Genomic DNA, 17,757 nt, shown 5'->3' on the forward strand with positions numbered 1-17,757 from the left:
TCCAAGTCACGCCTTGCGGTGGCGCCAAATCAGCCCTTCCCGCGACTTGTACCACGAATTGCGGCGAAAAGCGGAATGGCGAAAGCGCCGCTCACGGCTTTTCCCGAGAGACCAATACCCGGCGGTGGCGCCGCATCGCCGTGCCGGAATGGTTTGGATCAGGTTACCAGAGGTTCTTGCCGTCTATGACAACAACTTCGACCTTGTCGATATCGAAATCGTCGAACAGTCGCGAGTTGACGCTAATCTTGGGATTGTCGAAATCCGGCTCGCCAGTCGACCAGTCCGGCGTTTCGGTAAAGGTGCCGCAGCCGCAGGTGGCGCAAAAACCGTGCTTTACGGTTTTCGACCCCCAACGGTAGAAAGAGACGTTCTCCATCGGGCTGGTGAGCTTGAATTGCGAAGGCACGTAGTAGGCCCAGAGCGAGCCGCGCTTCGAGCAGAAAGAACAGGTGCATTGCGTCACCGTCTGCGGTGCCTGCGAAACCTCGAATGCGCCTTGCAATGGCAGCTTGCCTTGATGATCATCAACGAACTCCTCCCGTCGCCCGCCACCCTGTGCGGCAAAGGCACCATAAAGAGGTGCTCCTGACAACTGTCTGTCAGCAGGCACACCCGAACCGCGCAAACCCGGCCTGCGGCCCCGGTCACACGCGACCGCGGACGGCCGACCGTCGTCCTGTCGTCAATAGGAGCGCGGCGGCACGAACAGGCAGATTGTCTTGCCGGCGTCGAGGCCCGCTTGGTGCGCGCACCAATGGAACTCGCCGTCCGGGCTGTCCTTGACACGCTTGTCGGTCATTGGAACGATCTCACCCGTTCCGGCGATGACATAGCCCTCGGGTTTCTCCAGCACTTCGCCTGTATGGGTCGTGCGACAATCATAGTTGGCGCAGCATGCGAACGGATAACTCCAGCCCTGTGGCTTTGCCGCCGTGGGCGTGGCGTCATGCGCGAAGGCAGGTGCCGTCAGCATTGCCATCGCGCCGATCGCGAACAGGGAAAACAAAAGTCGGCCAGCCGGTTGAACGGCATTGGCCGATCTGAGTGTGGCAGCAGACATGACGCGTTCCTTTCAAACGAGCTCAAGCGTTTCGCTTGCCCGTTCCCGGAACGTATCTTCCCAGTGGCCGGATCGTCGGGTCGCAGATATGCCGCGTCCGGCCATAAATGCTTTTTCTCTCCCAGCCCTTGGATGCTGGGCTGATTCCTTGGTCGGCGCAAGACGATGCATTCCCGACATCGTTCTATGGACGTCAGGTATCCGCTACCGCCGACGAGATGAGGCCAAGGTCGATTCCCGGCAAACGGGCGTCGGATAAACGGAATAGGCCCGCTGTGGTTCCAGCCTACTGCTGGTCAGAGCCGGCAATCACGTGCTCTTGATACTGCGGCAGGTCATCGGTGATGGTGAACCAGCCCGCCTTCGAACCGACGAAGATGTGCGCGGTCGGGCGGATGGATGGGTCGTCGACGAGGGTTCCCATGGCGACATGGACATAGGCCCGTCGCGCACGAGCGAATAAAGCAAGGAGCCGCACCGGCTACAATGCGCGCTATGGCCGCTTTCGTCGCCGAAGATCAGGAGCTTGTCCTCGCCTTCGGTGAGGACAAGCTTTTCACGCTCGATACCGGCGAAAGACTTGAAGGCCGATCCGGTGGTGCGCCGGCAGTTCGAACAATGGCAATTCGCGGCATAGATGAATTCGTCAGCGACCTCGTAGTGAACCGCACCGCAGAAGCACTTTCCGGTGAGCTTGCTCGGCAACCCACTCCTCCGTCGCTGTGGTGCGCAGGGGTATGTTCAGATTGAGGTCAGCTAACCTCACCTGAACATGGACATATCCTAATCCAGGTCTGCTACGGCTTCGCCCGCGCCGCCCTCGATGCGCTGCGACAACGAGGCTTCCATGAAATCGTCGAGGTCGCCATCGAGCACGCTCGACGGGCTGGTGCTCTCGACGCCGGTGCGCAGATCCTTCACCAGTTGGTAGGGCTGCAGCACATAGGAGCGGATCTGGTGACCCCAGCCTATATCGCTTTTCGACGCTTCGGTGGCGTTTGCAACCGCCTCGCGCTTTTTCAGCTCTTCCTCGTAAAGGCGCGAGCGCAGCATCTCCCAGGCCTGGGCCTTGTTCTTGTGCTGCGAACGTTCAGCCTGGCATGCGACCGCGATGCCGGTGGCCAGATGCGTGATGCGCACCGCCGAATCGGTGGTGTTGACGTGCTGGCCGCCCGAGCCTGACGAGCGATAAGTGTCGATGCGGACATCGGATTCGGAGACGTCGATCTCGATCGTGTCGTCGATGACCGGATAGACCCAGACGCTGGCGAAGGACGTATGCCGGCGCGCATTGCTGTCATAGGGCGAGATACGCACCAGGCGATGAACGCCCGATTCCGTCTTCATCCAGCCATAGGCATTGTGGCCTTTGATCATCAACGTTGCGGACTTGATGCCGGCCTCTTCGCCGTCATGCATTTCCAGCACTTCGACCTTGAAGCGACGGCGCTCGGCCCAGCGCGTGTACATGCGCAGCAGCATCGAGGCCCAGTCCTGGCTTTCGGTACCGCCGGCGCCGGCATGGATTTCGAGATAGGTGTCGTTGGAGTCTGCTTCACCCGACAGCAGCGTCTCGACCTGGCGGGCCTTCGCTTCGCCCTGCATCGAGCGGATCGCGGCTTCCGCCTCTGCGATCACCCCCTCGTCGCGCTCTTCCTCACCGAGCTCGATCAGTCCGATATTGTCTTCCAGCGCCTGCGTCAGGCCTTTCACCGAGGCGATGCCCTCTTCAAGGCCCTGGCGCTCGCGCATCAGCTTCTGCGCTTCCAGCGGCTCGTTCCAGAGGCTGGCGTCCTCGGCGCGCACATTGAGGTATTCAAGCCGCTTTATGGCCTGATCCCAGTCAAAGATGCCTCCTCAGCAGGGTTATCGCCTGCCTGATCTCGTCGACAATATTCTGCGTTTCCGCGCGCATGGCTGGCTGTTCTGTCCTGTTTGCTGAAGTCGGTTGGCGCGATACATAGGCAGGCCGCCGCCGGCTGTAAAGCAAAATGGGCTGGCGCCAAGGCCAGCCCATCCGCTCCTGAAAATCGTCAGTAGAGGCCGCCGCCGCCGGACTGGATGGCTTGATTGGCCTGCGGCGACAGCGCGCCACCGGTGGCATTGGAGCCGTCGGCGCCCATGCCGATCACCCAATAGCTGTCGGCGGGACCGGTGCCCGGCTTGAAGGCTTCGATGATGGTTCCGGGATCGCCCGATGCGGCACGCATGCCGGTCTTGCGGTTGATGGCAACCAGGTTCATGCCTTCGGGCACCTTGAAGTCGACATTGGGCGTGCCATCCAGCGCCACCCGCATGAAGTCCTTGAAGATTGGTGCTGCGAGACCACCGCCGGTGGCGCCATGGCCGAGGCCGCGCGGCGTGTCGTAGCCCATGTAGAGGCCGACGACGAGGTTGGGCGTGTAGCCGATGAACCAGGCGTCCTTTTCGTCGTTGGTCGTTCCGGTTTTGCCGGCGATGTGGCGGCCGAGTTCATTGATGGTGGCGCCGGTGCCGCGCTGCACGACGCCTTCCATCATCGAGGTGATCTGGTAGGCGGTCATCGGATCGAGCACCTGCTCGGAATTGTCGACCAGTTCCGGCTCCGGCTGGTTTTGCCATTCAGGCGCATTGCAGCCCTGGCAGCCACGTTCGTCCTGCTTGAACACCGTCTTGCCGTAGCGGTCCTGGATGCGGTCGATGAGCGATGGTTTGATCGATTTTCCGCCGTTGGCCATGATCGAATAGGCCGACACCATGCGCATCACGGTGGTTTCGCCGGACCCCAGCGCCATCGGCAGGTAGGGCGCCAGATGGTCGTAGACACCAAAGCGCTCGGCATATTCGACGACCAGCTTCATGCCCATGTCATTGGCAAGCCGCACCGTCATCAGGTTGCGCGACTTCTCGATGCCGGAGCGTAGGGTCGCCGGACCGGCGACGGTGCCGTCATAGTTCTTCGGCGTCCAGCTCGTGTTGCCGCTCTGGATCGTGATCGGCCCGTCCATGATCACCGAGGCCGGCGTATAGCCATTGTCGAGGGCGGCCGAATAGACGATCGGCTTGAACGAGGAGCCCGGCTGGCGCATGGCTTGCGTGGCGCGGTTGAATTCGGACTGCGCGTAGGAGAAGCCGCCGACCATGGCCAGCACGCGGCCGGTGTGCGGGTCCATGGCGATCAGGCCGCCTTCCACTTCGGGCACCTGGCGCAGGCTGTAGGCGCCATCGGCACCATCGTTTTTCTGCACGAAGATGACGTCGCCCGGCTTCAGCACCTCCGCCGGCGACTTGGCCTTGACGGTCTTGCCGGCAACCACATGGCGCATGGCAAAACCCATGTCCTCCTTGCTGATGGTGCCTTCGACGCGCTCCTTGACGATCTCGCCCGACGCCTGCCGTGCCGGCTGCAGGCCGATCGACAGCCCGGTCGCCGAACTGTCGAGCACGACGGCGAGCGACCATTCGGGGACATCCTCCAGCCCCTTGACGGCGCCAAGCGGCACGCCCCAGTCGCCCGAGGCGTCGATCGATGTCACGGGCCCGCGATAGCCGCGCAGCGTGTCGTATTTCATCAACCCGTTCTGCATCGATTTGCGGGCAATGAGCTGGATCTTCGGATCGAGCGTGGTGCGGACGGAGAGGCCGCCTTCGTAGAGCGCATTCTCGCCGTAGCGGGCGATGATCTGGCGGCGCACCTCTTCGGTGAAATACTCGCCGGCGAACAGATAGGTGCCGCTGCGCCGCGGCGTCACGCCCAGAGGCTCGGCCTTGGCCTTGCTGCCTTCCTCACGCGTGACGTAGCCGTTCTCGACCATCTGGTCGATGACCCAGTTTCGGCGCTCGATCGCGCGATCGGCATGCTTGAAAGGGTGGTAGTTGTTCGGCCCCTTGGGCAGCGAGGCCAGGTAGGCGGCCTCGGCCACGGACAGTTCGTTGACCGACTTGTCGAAATAGGTCAGGGCCGCGCCGGCGACGCCATAGGCGCCGAAGCCGAAGAAGATTTCGTTGAGGTAGAGCTCGAGGATGCGATCCTTGGGATAGGCCTGCTCGATGCGGAAGGCGAGGATCATCTCCTTGATCTTGCGCTCGTAGGTCTGGTCCGAGGACAACAGGAAGTTCTTCGCCACCTGCTGGGTGATCGTCGAGGCACCGACCTGACGCCGGCCCGAGCCGAAATTCTGCAGGTTGACGATGATGGCGCGGCCGAGGCCGGTCACATCGATGCCCGGGTGGTTGTAGAAATTCTTGTCTTCGGCCGACAGGAAGGCCGCCTTGACGCGGTCCGGTATGGCCTGGATCGGCAAATACAGGCGCCGTTCGCGCGCATATTCGGCCATCAGCGCGCCATCCGACGCATGGATGCGGGTGGTCACCGGCGGTTCGTATTTGGCCAGCACCTCGTAATCGGGCAGATCCTTCGACAAATGGCCGATATAGATGGCAACGCCCGCCGCGACCAGAAGGGCCAGCGTCGTGCCGATGCCGAAAAAATAGCCAATGAGACGAATCATACCCGCTCCAGTCCTTGGTTCGGGAATTTCCTAGACGAAGCCGCCTTTCGCGCAAGCTTTCGAGCCGGTCCCAATCCGTAATCGAAAACCCTTGTCGCCGCCATGTGGACAAAATACGGCAATGCCTGATTTCGCGGTCGCGAGCCGGAAATAAAAGCACTGGGTGTTGTCGTCGCGCAACGCCGCCTCTGGTTGCAGGCGCCGCCGGTCATGTCAACCTCCGGTTCCCGGTCCGGCCTTGGCCGACGCGAACAGCGCGACGGCGTTGGTTATGCTCTGGGCCGCCTTTCCGCGCCAGTCGGCGTTGAGCAACTGCGCCTCGTCCTTGGCGTTCGAGAGATAACCGAGTTCGACCAGCACCGACGGCACGTCGGGTGCCTTGAGCACCTTGAAGCCCGCCGAACGCTGCGGATTGTTGATCAGGCCGACGCTGGTCGACAGCTGGCCGACCAGCGTGTGGGCGAAACTCATCGAGAAATTGTGCGTTTCGCGGCGGATCAGGTCGATCAGGATGTCGGTGACTTCCTTGTTGTCGTTCTTGATTTCCATGCCGGCGAACTGGTCGGAGAGGTTTTCTCGGTCGGCAAGCGCCTGCGCCTCGGGATCCGAAGCCTTATCGGAGACGGTGTAGACGGTGGCACCGCGAATGCCTTTGACGCTGATCGTGTCGGCATGGATCGAAATAAGCAGGTCGGCCTCATGCTGACGGGCAATGCGCACGCGGTCGTCCAGGCGCAGGAATTCGTCGGTGTCGCGGGTCATGAAGACATCATAATTGCCGACGGCTGCGAGTTTGTCGCGCAGTTCTGTGGCGAAGGCCAGCGTGACGTTCTTTTCGATGGTGCCGTTCAGGCCCTCGGCACCGCCGTCGATGCCGCCATGGCCGGGATCGATGACGACGGTGAACCGATGGCCGGGATTTGAGACCGGTCCGGTGCCGACCCGCCCTCCCTTGTCGGTCGAAACGGTCGATCCGGTGGTCAGCGCCTGATTGGCCAGCGCCAGGTCGAACTCGCGCTCGGATGCCGCCGACATGTCGATGGCAAGGCGGTAGCCGGTGCCGTCCTCGTTCTTGAGCACATCGAGCTTGTCGACGGCGAACGGTCCCTTGCCGGTGAGGACCAGCCGCGAAACGCCCTCGCCGAGGGCGCCCAGGCGCACGCTCTTGACCAGGCCCCGCGCCTTCAAATCCTTGGCATCAACGGCGAATCTCGTATTCGCGAGATCGATGACAAGACGGTTGGGACCGCGCAGCAGGAACCATTTGATACCGGGTTCGCGATCGAAGTCCATGACGATGCGCATCTTGGTGGCATCGCCGGCCATCTTGTAACCTTTTGCCACGAGCGGAGCGTCGGCGGCATTGGCATTTGAGGACAGGGCAGATGAGACCGCCAGCAGCAGCAAGAGGCAGAAAGCGGCCAGGATCCGGCCGCCGACACGACATCCCTTGTCTGTGAAGTCCGCCAATCCCATCTCTCTTCCAGTCGCTCCCGGTTTGGCGCCCGGCGCCCGGTCATTTCGTCCATATGCCGGTTAGGCCGCGAACTCGATTAACGATTGGTATCCAGAGAAGGTTAACCAAGCCTTTTCATGCAAGGCCGCAAGCCTGGCTTACGCTACGGAACGGCTTTTTGCCGGCATCGGAAATCGGGGTTGCCTTCCATCCCGCCAAATCATAAAAGCGATGGTGGATCACTGCAATCCTGGAACCGCCCTCCTCCGCAGCTTCTTGCTACAGGGTCAGATGTAAAGGCGGCTCCTTTCGCTTCAGGCGAAAAGGGTTCAGGTGATCGCGACGAATTTCGCAGGCGTGCTCCCGTGGCGGGGGAATCGCCTGCGTGAGGAAAACGGCCGGGTTTGTTCCCGCGCCGGCTCTGTATGAGCAAACAAGCTGGTCCGGTTCATCCGGGCTTTGGTTCAAAAGGTTCTGTTGGTGACGATGGCTTCAAGCGCAATCATGGAAAGGTCCGCATCAAACCGCGCCATTATGGCTGCGGGCGGCACCGCCATGGCGCTCAAGCGGCGGCCGGCGGACGTTCAAATATCCGGCACCCACATTCCAGACACGCAGCAGCAGGCTTTGCCTCGCAAGCTGCGGCTGACGGCTGCCGGGGGGAAACGAAATAATGCCCAACAAAATGCTGATAGACGCCTCCCACCCGGAGGAAACACGCGTTGTCGTCGTACGCGGTAACCGTATTGAAGAATTCGACTTTGAATCCCAGGACAAGAAGCAGCTCAAAGGAAACATCTACCTAGCCCGCGTAACGCGCGTAGAGCCCTCCCTTCAGGCAGCCTTTGTCGAATATGGCGGCAACCGTCACGGTTTTCTCGCCTTCAGTGAAATTCACCCCGATTACTACCAGATTCCGGTCGCCGATCGTCAGGCACTGCTACGCGCGGAAGCGCAGGAGGCCGAGGACGAGGAGAACGAGGACGGCGACGGCGATGACCGTCAGAGCCGCGATCGCGGACGGCGCGGCCGCCGGCGCGGCGGAAAGCCCCGTGACCGGGGTGAGCACAAGCGCGATGCAGCCGATTCCGGCGAGGCAAACGACGCTGCCGACGAGGCAGAAGAAGGGGCCGACGCTGGTTTCGAAGAGATCTCGCACACGTCCGAGATCATCGAACATGCGGCCGATACGTCCGAACATGCCGATGCGTCCGAACATGGCGAGGATTCCGCCGAGCAGGACGAAGGCGAAACCCGCGAAGGCGGCCCGACGTCGATCGCCGCCTCGGTCGAGGCCGATGTGATTTCCGAAGCCGTTCCGCAGGCCGAACAAGGCAGCGAAGCGACCTCCGGCGACAATGATCGCGGCATGCTGGAAGAAGTGCAGTCCTCGCATCCGGACGATCACGAGGTCGAATCGGTCGGCGCCGAGGACGCGCTGGAGGAAGTGCGCAACCGCCGCAAGCCGGTGCGCCGCCAGTACAAGATCCAGGAAGTGATCAAGCGCCGGCAGATCCTCTTGGTGCAGGTCGTCAAGGAAGAGCGCGGCAACAAGGGTGCGGCACTGACCACCTACCTGTCGCTTGCCGGCCGCTATTCGGTGCTGATGCCGAACACGGCGCGTGGCGGCGGCATTTCGCGCAAGATCACCAGCGCGGTCGACCGCAAGCGCCTGAAGGAGGTCGTTGCCGATCTCGAAGTGCCGCAGGGCATGGGCGTGATCCTGCGCACCGCCGGCGAGAGCCGCACCAAGGCCGAGATCAAGCGCGATTACGAATATCTGATGCGGCTTTGGGAAAATGTCCGCAATCTCACCTTGCAGTCCACGGCCCCTGCCCTGGTCTACGAGGAAGGCAGCCTGATCAAGCGCTCGGTGCGCGACCTCTACAACAAGGATATCGACGAGATTCTTGTCTCCGGCGAGGAAGGCTACCGCGAGGCCAAGGACTTCATGCGCATGCTGATGCCGAGCCACGCCAAGGTGGTTCAGCCGTTCCGCGACACGACGCCGATCTTCGTGCGCAACGGCATCGAGGCGCAGCTCGACCGCATGCTGCAGCCGCAGGTGACGCTGAAGAGCGGCGGCTACATCATCATCAACCAGACCGAGGCGCTGGTTGCCATCGATGTCAATTCGGGCCGCTCCACCAAGGAGCACTCGATCGAGGACACCGCGCTCCACACCAATCTGGAAGCGGCCGAGGAAGTCGCGCGTCAGCTCAGGCTGCGCGATCTGGCCGGCCTGATCGTCATCGACTTCATCGACATGGAGGAGAACCGCAACAACCGCTCCGTCGAGAAGCGGTTGAAGGATCACCTCAAGAACGATCGTGCGCGCATCCAGGTCGGCCGTATCTCGCATTTCGGCCTGATGGAGATGTCCCGCCAGCGCATCCGCGCCAGCGTGCTGGAATCGACCATGAAGCCTTGCCCGCATTGCGGCGGCACCGGCCATGTGCGCTCCGATTCGTCGGTCGCGCTGATGGTGGTGCGGGCGATCGAGGAATTCCTGCTCAAGGATTCGCGCAGCCACATCACGGTACGGACGCCGGCGGCGACCGCACTCTACGTGCTCAACCACAAGCGCGGCACGCTGGTCGAACTCGAAAGCCGCTTCGGGCTGACGATCACCGTCGAGGCCGACGATTCGGTCGGTTCGCAGCACTATGCGATCTTCCGCGGCGCGCTGGCTGAAAAGCCGGAAGGCTTTGTCGAGGCGCGCAGCTTCCCGGCCTATGTCGAGCCGGAAGAGCCCGAGGACGAGATTGTCGTCGCCGAGGAGGAGGATGACGAGGCGCCGGTCCAGGCCGAACAGCCACGCCAGCAGCCGCAGCAACAACCCCGACCTGCTGCCGCCGGTGGCGAGGAAGGCGAAGGCCGCGACCGCAAGCGCCGCAAGCGCCGGCGTCGGCGCGGCGGCAAGGATCGCGATCGCGAACATGGCGCCCCTGCGGACGGTGCTTCCGTCTCGGCTCCGGCCGGCGAGTTTTCGGACTCGGACTCGGCCGCCGGCGATGGCGACACGGAAACGGACGACAACGCCCCTGTTGGTGTTGCCGAAACGTCCGAGACAGCTGAAGCTTCGGACGACGGCCAGGGTAAAAAGCGCCGGCGCGGCAAGCGCGGCGGCAAGCGCAACCGCCGCGAGGACGGTGAAGGCGAGGCCGAGGCAAGTGCTGGCGAAGCAGCCGACGCGTCCGAAGTCGAAGTCTCGGCAACCGAGGTGATCGCCAGCGAGCCGGTGGTTACCGCAGCGGCCGAAGAGCCGGTGGCGCTTGCTCCGGCCAATGACGACGCGCCGAGCACGGAGAAGCCCAAGAAGCCACGCCGTGCCGCCAAGCCGAAGAAGGCCGCGGCCGAAATCGTCGCCGAAGAGCCGGCTGCCGAGGCGGAAGCACCTGTCGAGACGCCGGCCACGGCGTCCGACGAGGCAGCGGCTGTCGAGAAGGCGCCGAAGGCCCGCCCGTCGCGGCGCAAGCCGGCGGCGGTGAATGCGCCGGTCGAGCCGGTGGTGTCTTCGACCGTAGCGGAAGAACCCGCGGCCAAGACCGAGGACAAGACCGAGGACAAGCCGAAACGCGGCGGATGGTGGCAGCGGAAGGGCTTTTTCTAAGCCTTTCAGCCACCTGAGCTAGTTCTCTGACAAAAAAATCCCGCGCCGTCTCGAAGACGGTGCGGGATTTTCTTATCTGGCGTTATGGCGGATCGCGAAGGCTAAAACGCTTCTTTGATTCCAAGCATGTCGTTGTCCCAAAACCGCTGCGCACTTTTGGGCGACATGCATCACGGCGCGAAGATCGACCAGTTCATCATCCTGGCCAGCTTTTCCAGCGCGATCGACCCCAGCTTGGAATTGCCGTTGGCATTGAGGCCCGGCGACCAGACGGCAAGCGAGGCCACGCCCGGCACGATGCCCAATATGCCGCCGCCGACGCCGCTCTTGCCGGGAATGCCGACGCGGAAGGCGAAATCGCCGGAGCCGTCATAGTGACCGCAGGTCAGCATCATGGCGCCGATGCGGCGTGCCCGCTCGGCCGACACCACGGAATGCCCGGTCGCCGGGTTCTTGCCGCCATTGGCGAGGAAGCGGCCTGCGAGCGCCAGCTGCCGGCAGCTCATGGCAATGGCGCAGTGGTGGAAGTAGACGCCCAGCGCCAGTTCCGGCGCATGGTGGAGATTGCCGAAGGATTTCATATAGTTGGCGAGTGCGAAGTTGCGGTAGCCGGTGGCCCGTTCGGACGCCGCGACCTCGCGGTCGATGATAACAGTCTCGTCGTCGGCCAGGAAACGGATGAAGCGCAGGATCTCGCCGATCGCCTCGCGCGGCTGGTGGCCGGCAAGCAGGATGTCGGAAATGACGATGGCGCCGGCATTGATGAACGGATTGCGCGGAATGCCGTTCTCATGCTCGAGCTGCACGATCGAGTTGAACGGATTGCCTGACGGTTCGCGGCCGACCCGCTGCCACAGCGCGTCGCCGACATTGCCGAGCGCCAGTGTCAGGGTGAACACTTTCGAGATGCTCTGGATGGAAAAGGCCTGGTCGGCGTCCCCTGCCGTCAGCACGCGGCCGTCATTGGTGACCGCTGCGATGCCGAATTTCTTCGGATCGACCTTGCCCAACTGCGGAATGTAGGAAGCGACATCACCGCGATCGATGCGATCGGCCATTTCGGCGGCGACTTCGGCCAATGCCTGATCAAGTTTGGGGGCCTGATCAAGTTTGGAGGCCTGATCAAGTCTGAGGGGCTGTTCGAGTTCCGGCATGGTGCTACCTCAACCAGCGTTCGATGCGCGCCATTGCCTCGACCATGTCGTCGTGGCTGCCGGCATAGGAAAACCGCATCGTCCGGTGCCCAGCCTGAGTGTCGAAGTCGCGGCCGGGCGTTGCCGCCACATGCGCCTCAGCCAGCATCTTGCGTGCGAAGGCCATGCTGTCATTGGTATGCCTGGTGACGTCACAGAAGGCATAGAAGGCGCCGTCCATGGGCGCTGCCAGCGGAAAGCCGAGTTCCGGCAGGCGTTTCATCAAAAGCTCGCGATTCCAGGCGTAGCGGCCTTTTACCGCCTCCAGCTCCTCGGTCGCCCTGAACGCTTCGATCGCGGCGATCTGCGACAGTTCCGGCGGCGAGATGTAGAGGCTCTGGGCGACGCGCTCGACCGGCCGCACCAGCTCTTGCGGCAGCACCATCCAGCCGATGCGCCAGCCCGTCATGCAGTAATATTTGGAGAAGGAGTTGATCACCGTCACGTCGCCGCCATAGGCCAGCGCCGTGGTGTCGGGGGCGGCATAGGCCAGCCGGTGATAGATTTCGTCGGAGATGACGGCGATGCCGAGCTCTTGTGCCGTCCTCACCAGAACCGCCAGTTCATCGGCCGGTATGACCGCGCCGGTTGGATTGGCGGGGCTGGCGAAGAGAACGCCTTTCAGCGGCTTTTCACGATGCGCGGTCTCGAGATGGCCGGCATGCAGATAGGCGGCGTCGCCGAGCTCGATCTCGACCACCTCGATGCCGAGTGCGGCCATGATGTTGCGATAGGCGGGATAGCCGGGTGCCGCGATGGCGACCCGGTCACCCCCATCGAACATCGCCAGGAAGGCGAGGTTGAAGGCGGCCGACGATCCAGTGGTCACCGCGATCCGGCCGGGCTCGATATCAAGCCCGTAGTGATCGGCATAGTGTCCGGCGATCGCCTTGCGCAAACCTGCCAGTCCCAGCGCATCGGTGTAGCCGATGCGTCCATCCTGCAGCGCCTTGGCGGCTGCGGCGCGAACCAGAACCGGTGCGGGATCGGAGGGCTGGCCGACGGCCATCGAAACAACCGGCACGCCCTGGGACTTCAGCCGGTTTGCCTCTGCCAGAATGTCCATCGCATGGAAGGGCTCGACATTGCCACGGCGTGAGAGCGAAACGACCATTTAACCAGTATTCCCGATGACTGACGGCGCCACGCACTGGCGCATGTGCCGCACAAATGCCCGATTGATGTGAGGATCACAAGTTGAGGAAGTTTCCGGCGCCGACTTTTCATCTTTCGCCCGCTCGTCTACCAGTGGAGCCATCATGTTGAGCCGACCCAGATCGACGATTGCCCAGGCAGCGCGCGTCTTCGCGACGCTTTCGCTTGGCGTTGCCGTTGCAATGGCGAGCTCGGTCAGTGCCTTCGCCCAGAACGTGCCGGTGGTGCGCGACGCCGAGATCGAGGCGCTGGTGCGCGATTACGCGCGGCCGATCTTCAGGGCGGCCGGCCTGGCGAATGACGGCATCGACATCGTTCTGGTCAACGACCAGAGTTTCAACGCCTTCGTCACCGGGCGCCGGCTGTTCATCAACACCGGCGCGCTGATGACGGCTGAAACGCCCAACGAGATCATCGGCGTCATCGCGCACGAAGCCGGCCATATCGCCGGCGGCCACCAGCAGAAGCTGCGCGACCAACTCGAACGAGCCAAGACGATGGCCGTCATCGCGACATTGCTTGGCGCCGGCGCCATTGTCGCCGGTGCCACAACCAGCAGCCGCGGTCTCGCCGGCGCTGGCATGGGCGTGGCCGCTGGCGGCGGCGAGATGGCACAGCGCAGCATCCTCGCCTACCAGCGCACCGAGGAGATGACGGCCGACCGCTCGGCGATCACCTATCTCAATGCCACCGGCCAGTCCGGCATGGGCATGCTGAAGACATTCCGCCGCTTCCAGACCGCACTGTCGCTTTCGGGCGCCCAGGTCGATCCGTATCGGATCAGCCATCCGATGCCGCAGGACCGCATCGCCAATCTCGAAGTGCTGGTGAAACAGGACCCCAATGTCGACAGGCCGGACCCGCCCGCGCTGCAGCAGCGCCATGACATGATGCGGGTGAAGATCGCCGTCTACATGGAAGGCCAGGCGGCCGCGTCCCGGCTGATGCGAAAGATGCAAGGAACCCTCGCCGCGCAGTACGGCGACGCCCAGTCGACCTACCTGTTCGGCAACATCGCCGCCGCTCTCGCCAAGACCAATGCACTGATCAAAGCGCAGCCGAAAAATGCCTACTTCCAGGAACTGCGCGGCGACATCCTGATGAAAGCAAACAAACCCAAGGAAGCTGCGGACGCTTACGCCAAGGCGGTCAGCCTCGATTCGGCTCGGTCCGGTCTGCTGCCGGTGTCCGTGGGTCAGGCGCTGATGGCCGTCGGCACGCCCGACTCCCTCAAAAAAGCCGTCGTGCAGATCAACAATGGCCTCGGTCGCGACAAGGAAAATTCAGCCGGATATCGCTATCTGGCACAGGCCTATGGCGAGTTGGGCGACATATCCGGCGCTGAACTTGCCACCGCCGAAAGCCATTTTTATTCCGGCAGCTACAAGGATGCGAAGATTTTCGCCATGCGGGCGCAACAGCAGATGAAACGCGGCGAGCCGCGCTGGCTTCGCGCCCAGGATATCATAAACTACAGGCCGTCAACCAAGATCAAGTGAACCTTCCGGTCGCGCGCCACGACATAGCCAGACCGGAAAACAGGTAGAAGGAACAGGAACGATGAAAAAGGCACTGCTGCTGGGCACCACGGGGGTTGCGGCCGCCCTGGCCATGCTGGCTTTCGGATTCGTTGCCGGAAACCCGCAGATCGCCAAGGCCGGTACCGCGCAGCCGGTCGAGACGGCCGCGGCCGATACCAAGATCGACCGCACCGAGGTCGAAGGCATCATCCGCGACTATTTGTTGAAAAACCCGGAAGTCCTCCTGGAGGTCCAGGATGCGCTTGAGGCCAAGCAGAAGGAAGAGCAGCGCATCGCTCATCTCGGCGTGATCAAGGATGCCAAGGACCAGATCTTCAACTCCGCCTTCGACGGCGTCGTCGGCAATCCCAACGGCAAGGTCACCATCGTCGAGTTCTACGACTACAATTGCGGCTTCTGCAAACGCGCCATCGACGACATGCAGGCGCTGACCAAGACCGATCCGGACCTGCGTTTCGTGCTCAAGGAATTCCCCATCCTCGGACCGGATTCGCAGAAGGCGAGCGTGGTCTCGATGGCCTTCCACCTGATGCACCCGGAAAAGTACGGCGAGTTCCACAATGCGTTGCTCGGTGGCCAGGGGCGCGCCACCGAGGCGGCGGCCATGAAGGTCGCGCTATCGCTCGGTGCCGACGAAGCGGCGCTGCGCGAGAAGATGAAGGACCCGACAATCAACGAGGCCCTCGCCAAGACCTACGATCTTGCCAACAAGCTGGCGATCACCGGAACGCCGTCCTATGTCGTCGGCAACGAGGTGGTGTTCGGGGCGCTCGGGCAGGAAGTGCTGGCTGAAAAGATCGAGGCGGCGAAAGCCGCGCTCTGATCTTGCTCGCCAGCTATTTCTCACGGGCACATTTCCGCCTGTTGTGGACAGTGAAAGAACGCACTTGCGCTCTTTCCGCGGGCGGCTATGCCCATTATAGAGGGCCCAGCGCGCCGGCTTGATGACGGCGCCGGGAAAGGTCGGCTTTTTGAAAACGGTTTTCGTCCTGAACGGTCCCAATCTCAACGCGCTCGGCAAGCGCGAGCCGGGCATCTATGGCGGCAAGACGCTTGCCGCGATCGCCGACGACTGCAAGCAGGCAGGCACGGCGCTGGGGTTCGAGATCGATTTCCGCCAGTCGAACCATGAGGGCGACCTTGTCGACTGGATTCAGGAAGCCGGCGACAAGGCTGTCGGCATCGTCATCAATCCGGGCGCCTACAGCCACACCTCGATTGCCATCCACGACGCCATCCGCGCCGTCGCACCGTTGCCGGTGGCCGAAGTTCATCTTTCCAACATCCATGCGCGGGAACCATTCCGCCACGTCTCCATGGTCGCGCCGGTCGCCGTCGGCATGATCTGTGGCTTTGGGCCGCTCGGCTATACGCTGGCGCTACAGGCGCTGGCCGCACGCCTATGACCGGCCAACAAACAGAAGGCTCGAAAATGTCGATAAAGAAGACCGGTGTTGACCAGCAACTGATTCGCGATCTGGCGGGCATACTGAACGACACCAACCTCACCGAGATCGAGGTTGAACTGGGCGACCTGAAGGTGCGCGTCTCGCGGCAGGCGCCGGCTGTTCATGCAATCGCAGCGCCGCAGCAGGCCTATGCGCCGGCAGCAGCGCAAGCTGCCTCCGTAGCTCTGCCCGTTGTGGCAGATATTTCCAAGAACGCAGTCACCTCGCCGATGGTCGGCACGGCCTACCTGGCGCCGTCGCCGGACGCCAAGGCATTCATCGAAGTCGGCCAGAAGGTCAAGGAAGGCCAGACGCTGCTGATCATCGAAGCGATGAAGACGATGAACCAGATCCCCTCGCCACGCGCCGGCACGGTGACCGCGATCCTTTTCGAGGATTCGCAGCCGGTCGAATATGGCATGCCGCTCGTCGTGATCGAGTAGAGCGGGCCTGATGTTTCAGAAGATCCTCATCGCCAATCGCGGCGAAATCGCCCTCCGGGTGCTGCGCGCCTGCAAGGAACTCGGCATCCAGACGGTGGTGGTGCATTCGACCGCCGATGCCGACGCCATGCATGTGCGGCTCGCGGACGAGAGCGTCTGCATCGGTCCGCCGCCATCGCGCGACAGCTATCTCAACATCCATCAGATCGTTGCGGCCTGCGAAATCACCGGCGCCGACGCCGTGCATCCGGGCTACGGCTTCCTGTCGGAGAACGCCAAGTTCGCCGACATACTGGCCGCGCACAACATCACCTTCATCGGTCCGTCCGGCGACCATATCCGCATCATGGGCGACAAGATCGAGGCCAAGCGAACCGCCAAGCGCCTCGGCATTCCGGTTGTGCCCGGTTCGGACGGCGCCGTCACCGACCAGAAGGAAGCCAGGCGCATTGCCGCCGAGATCGGCTATCCCGTGATCATCAAGGCATCGGCCGGCGGTGGCGGGCGCGGTATGAAGGTCGCCCTCACCGAGGCTGACCTGGAGATCGCCCTGCAGACGGCGAGCACCGAAGCCGGTGCCGCCTTCGGCGACGATGCCGTTTATATTGAAAAATATCTGGAAAAGCCGCGCCATATCGAAGTCCAGGTGTTTGGTGACGGCTTTGGCCGCGGCGTGCATTTCGGCGAGCGCGACTGTTCCTTGCAGCGCCGCCACCAGAAGGTCTGGGAAGAGGCGCCCTCTCCCGCCCTCAATGCCGAAGAGCGCGCCCGCATCGGCGGCATCTGCGCCAAGGCGATCGCCGACCTCGGCTATTCCGGCGCCGGCACGATCGAGTTCCTCTACGAGAATGGCGAGTTCTACTTCATCGAGATGAACACGCGCCTGCAGGTCGAGCATCCGGTGACCGAAGCGATCACCGGCATCGATCTCGTGCACGAGCAGATCCGCGTCGCCTCCGGCGGCGGCCTCTCGGTGAAGCAGGAGGACATCAAGTTCAACGGCCACGCCATCGAATGCCGCATCAACGCCGAGGACCCGCGCACCTTCACCCCCTCGCCCGGCACGATCACCCATTTCCACACACCGGGCGGCCTGGGCATCCGCGTCGATTCCGGCGTCTATTCCGGCTACAAGATCCCGCCCTATTACGACAGCCTGATCGGCAAGCTGATCGTGCATGGGCGTAATCGCGTCGAGTGCATGATGCGCCTGCGCCGCGCCCTGGACGAGTTCGTCGTCGACGGTATCAAGACGACGCTGCCGCTGTTTCGCGATCTCGTCGGCAATGCCGACATCGCCAATGGCGATTATGACATCCACTGGCTGGAAAAATATCTGGCCAAGGAAGAGTAGC

At 62.7% G+C, this 17,757-nt stretch carries 12 protein-coding genes and 2 pseudogenes; 6 read left to right on the forward strand and 8 right to left on the reverse strand.

What is annotated here, in order from left to right; genetic code table 11:
• Positions 1-163: 163 nt before the first annotated feature.
• From NKH95_RS14440 to NKH95_RS14465, 6 genes and pseudogenes are all read right to left on the reverse strand, one after another.
• Positions 164-528, reverse strand: a pseudogene (locus tag NKH95_RS14440) (GFA family protein).
• Positions 529-685: 157 nt separating this feature from the next.
• Positions 686-1,063 carry a hypothetical protein gene (locus NKH95_RS14445; RefSeq protein WP_023812122.1) on the reverse strand — a complete coding sequence of 126 codons (378 nt, stop codon included), beginning with the start codon at positions 1,061-1,063 and terminating at the stop codon, positions 686-688.
• A 286-nt stretch (positions 1,064-1,349) separates the two neighbouring features.
• Positions 1,350-1,768 (reverse strand): annotated as a pseudogene (locus NKH95_RS14450) (GFA family protein).
• A gap of 78 nt (positions 1,769-1,846) precedes the next feature.
• A protein-coding gene (prfB, locus tag NKH95_RS14455) for a peptide chain release factor 2 (protein ID WP_352891846.1) occupies positions 1,847-2,978 on the reverse strand; the annotation gives its coding sequence in 2 pieces (ribosomal slippage) (positions 1,847-2,911 and positions 2,913-2,978; 1,131 coding nt in all).
• A 118-nt stretch (positions 2,979-3,096) separates the two neighbouring features.
• A complete protein-coding gene (locus NKH95_RS14460) occupies positions 3,097-5,553 on the reverse strand; it encodes a penicillin-binding protein 1A (protein ID WP_352891848.1) in 2,457 nt (818 codons plus the stop codon).
• A gap of 213 nt (positions 5,554-5,766) precedes the next feature.
• Positions 5,767-7,029, reverse strand: a complete 1,263-nt coding sequence (locus NKH95_RS14465; protein ID WP_352773766.1) for an N-acetylmuramoyl-L-alanine amidase — start codon at positions 7,027-7,029, stop codon at positions 5,767-5,769.
• Positions 7,030-7,682: 653 nt separating this feature from the next.
• Between NKH95_RS14465 and NKH95_RS14470 the strand changes: the two genes are divergently transcribed.
• Positions 7,683-10,622, forward strand: a complete 2,940-nt coding sequence (locus NKH95_RS14470) for a ribonuclease E/G (protein ID WP_352795789.1) — start codon at positions 7,683-7,685, stop codon at positions 10,620-10,622.
• A 170-nt stretch (positions 10,623-10,792) separates the two neighbouring features.
• Here the strand turns inward: NKH95_RS14470 and NKH95_RS14475 are convergent, their stop codons facing one another.
• The gene (locus tag NKH95_RS14475; RefSeq protein ID WP_352773764.1) at positions 10,793-11,776 is read right to left on the reverse strand and encodes a glutaminase; all 984 of its coding nucleotides are present in this window, start codon (positions 11,774-11,776) and stop codon (positions 10,793-10,795) included.
• 4 nt (positions 11,777-11,780) lie between these two features.
• Complete coding sequence (locus tag NKH95_RS14480; protein ID WP_023812129.1) at positions 11,781-12,929, reverse strand: pyridoxal phosphate-dependent aminotransferase; 1,149 nt, start codon at positions 12,927-12,929, stop codon at positions 11,781-11,783.
• Positions 12,930-13,074: 145 nt separating this feature from the next.
• Here NKH95_RS14480 and NKH95_RS14485 point away from each other — a divergent pair, with 145 nt between their 5' ends.
• The 5 genes from NKH95_RS14485 (at position 13,075) to accC (ending at position 17,756) form a co-directional block, all read left to right on the forward strand.
• Positions 13,075-14,469, forward strand: coding sequence for a M48 family metalloprotease (locus NKH95_RS14485; protein WP_023812130.1), 1,395 nt, complete (start codon positions 13,075-13,077; stop codon positions 14,467-14,469).
• A 61-nt stretch (positions 14,470-14,530) separates the two neighbouring features.
• The gene (locus tag NKH95_RS14490) at positions 14,531-15,334 is read left to right on the forward strand and encodes a DsbA family protein (RefSeq protein ID WP_352760332.1); all 804 of its coding nucleotides are present in this window, start codon (positions 14,531-14,533) and stop codon (positions 15,332-15,334) included.
• Between the two features lie 148 nt (positions 15,335-15,482).
• Positions 15,483-15,917: a type II 3-dehydroquinate dehydratase gene (gene aroQ / locus NKH95_RS14495; RefSeq protein ID WP_013531359.1), complete on the forward strand. Its 435-nt coding sequence runs from the start codon at positions 15,483-15,485 to the stop codon at positions 15,915-15,917.
• A gap of 26 nt (positions 15,918-15,943) precedes the next feature.
• Positions 15,944-16,402 carry an acetyl-CoA carboxylase biotin carboxyl carrier protein gene (accB, locus tag NKH95_RS14500; protein ID WP_023812132.1) on the forward strand — a complete coding sequence of 153 codons (459 nt, stop codon included), beginning with the start codon at positions 15,944-15,946 and terminating at the stop codon, positions 16,400-16,402.
• 10 nt (positions 16,403-16,412) lie between these two features.
• Entirely contained in the window at positions 16,413-17,756 is a 1,344-nt protein-coding gene (gene accC, locus NKH95_RS14505) for an acetyl-CoA carboxylase biotin carboxylase subunit (RefSeq protein ID WP_023812133.1), read from the forward strand.
• Position 17,757 lies beyond the last annotated feature (1 nt).

The organism is Mesorhizobium sp. M0848, from assembly GCF_040319805.1.
GTDB lineage: Bacteria > Pseudomonadota > Alphaproteobacteria > Rhizobiales > Rhizobiaceae > Mesorhizobium.

Coding starts and splice junctions, on each gene's coding strand:
- NKH95_RS14475 (WP_352773764.1), bottom strand. CDS start 11,776: ATGCCGGAACTCGAACAGCCCCTCAGACTTGATCAGGCCTCCAAACTT.
- NKH95_RS14470 (WP_352795789.1), top strand. CDS start 7,683: ATGCCCAACAAAATGCTGATAGACGCCTCCCACCCGGAGGAAACACGC.
- NKH95_RS14460 (WP_352891848.1), bottom strand. CDS start 5,553: ATGATTCGTCTCATTGGCTATTTTTTCGGCATCGGCACGACGCTGGCC.
- NKH95_RS14485 (WP_023812130.1), top strand. CDS start 13,075: ATGTTGAGCCGACCCAGATCGACGATTGCCCAGGCAGCGCGCGTCTTC.
- NKH95_RS14480 (WP_023812129.1), bottom strand. CDS start 12,929: ATGGTCGTTTCGCTCTCACGCCGTGGCAATGTCGAGCCCTTCCATGCG.
- accB (WP_023812132.1), top strand. CDS start 15,944: ATGTCGATAAAGAAGACCGGTGTTGACCAGCAACTGATTCGCGATCTG.
- accC (WP_023812133.1), top strand. CDS start 16,413: ATGTTTCAGAAGATCCTCATCGCCAATCGCGGCGAAATCGCCCTCCGG.
- NKH95_RS14445 (WP_023812122.1), bottom strand. CDS start 1,063: ATGTCTGCTGCCACACTCAGATCGGCCAATGCCGTTCAACCGGCTGGC.
- NKH95_RS14465 (WP_352773766.1), bottom strand. CDS start 7,029: ATGGGATTGGCGGACTTCACAGACAAGGGATGTCGTGTCGGCGGCCGG.
- NKH95_RS14490 (WP_352760332.1), top strand. CDS start 14,531: ATGAAAAAGGCACTGCTGCTGGGCACCACGGGGGTTGCGGCCGCCCTG.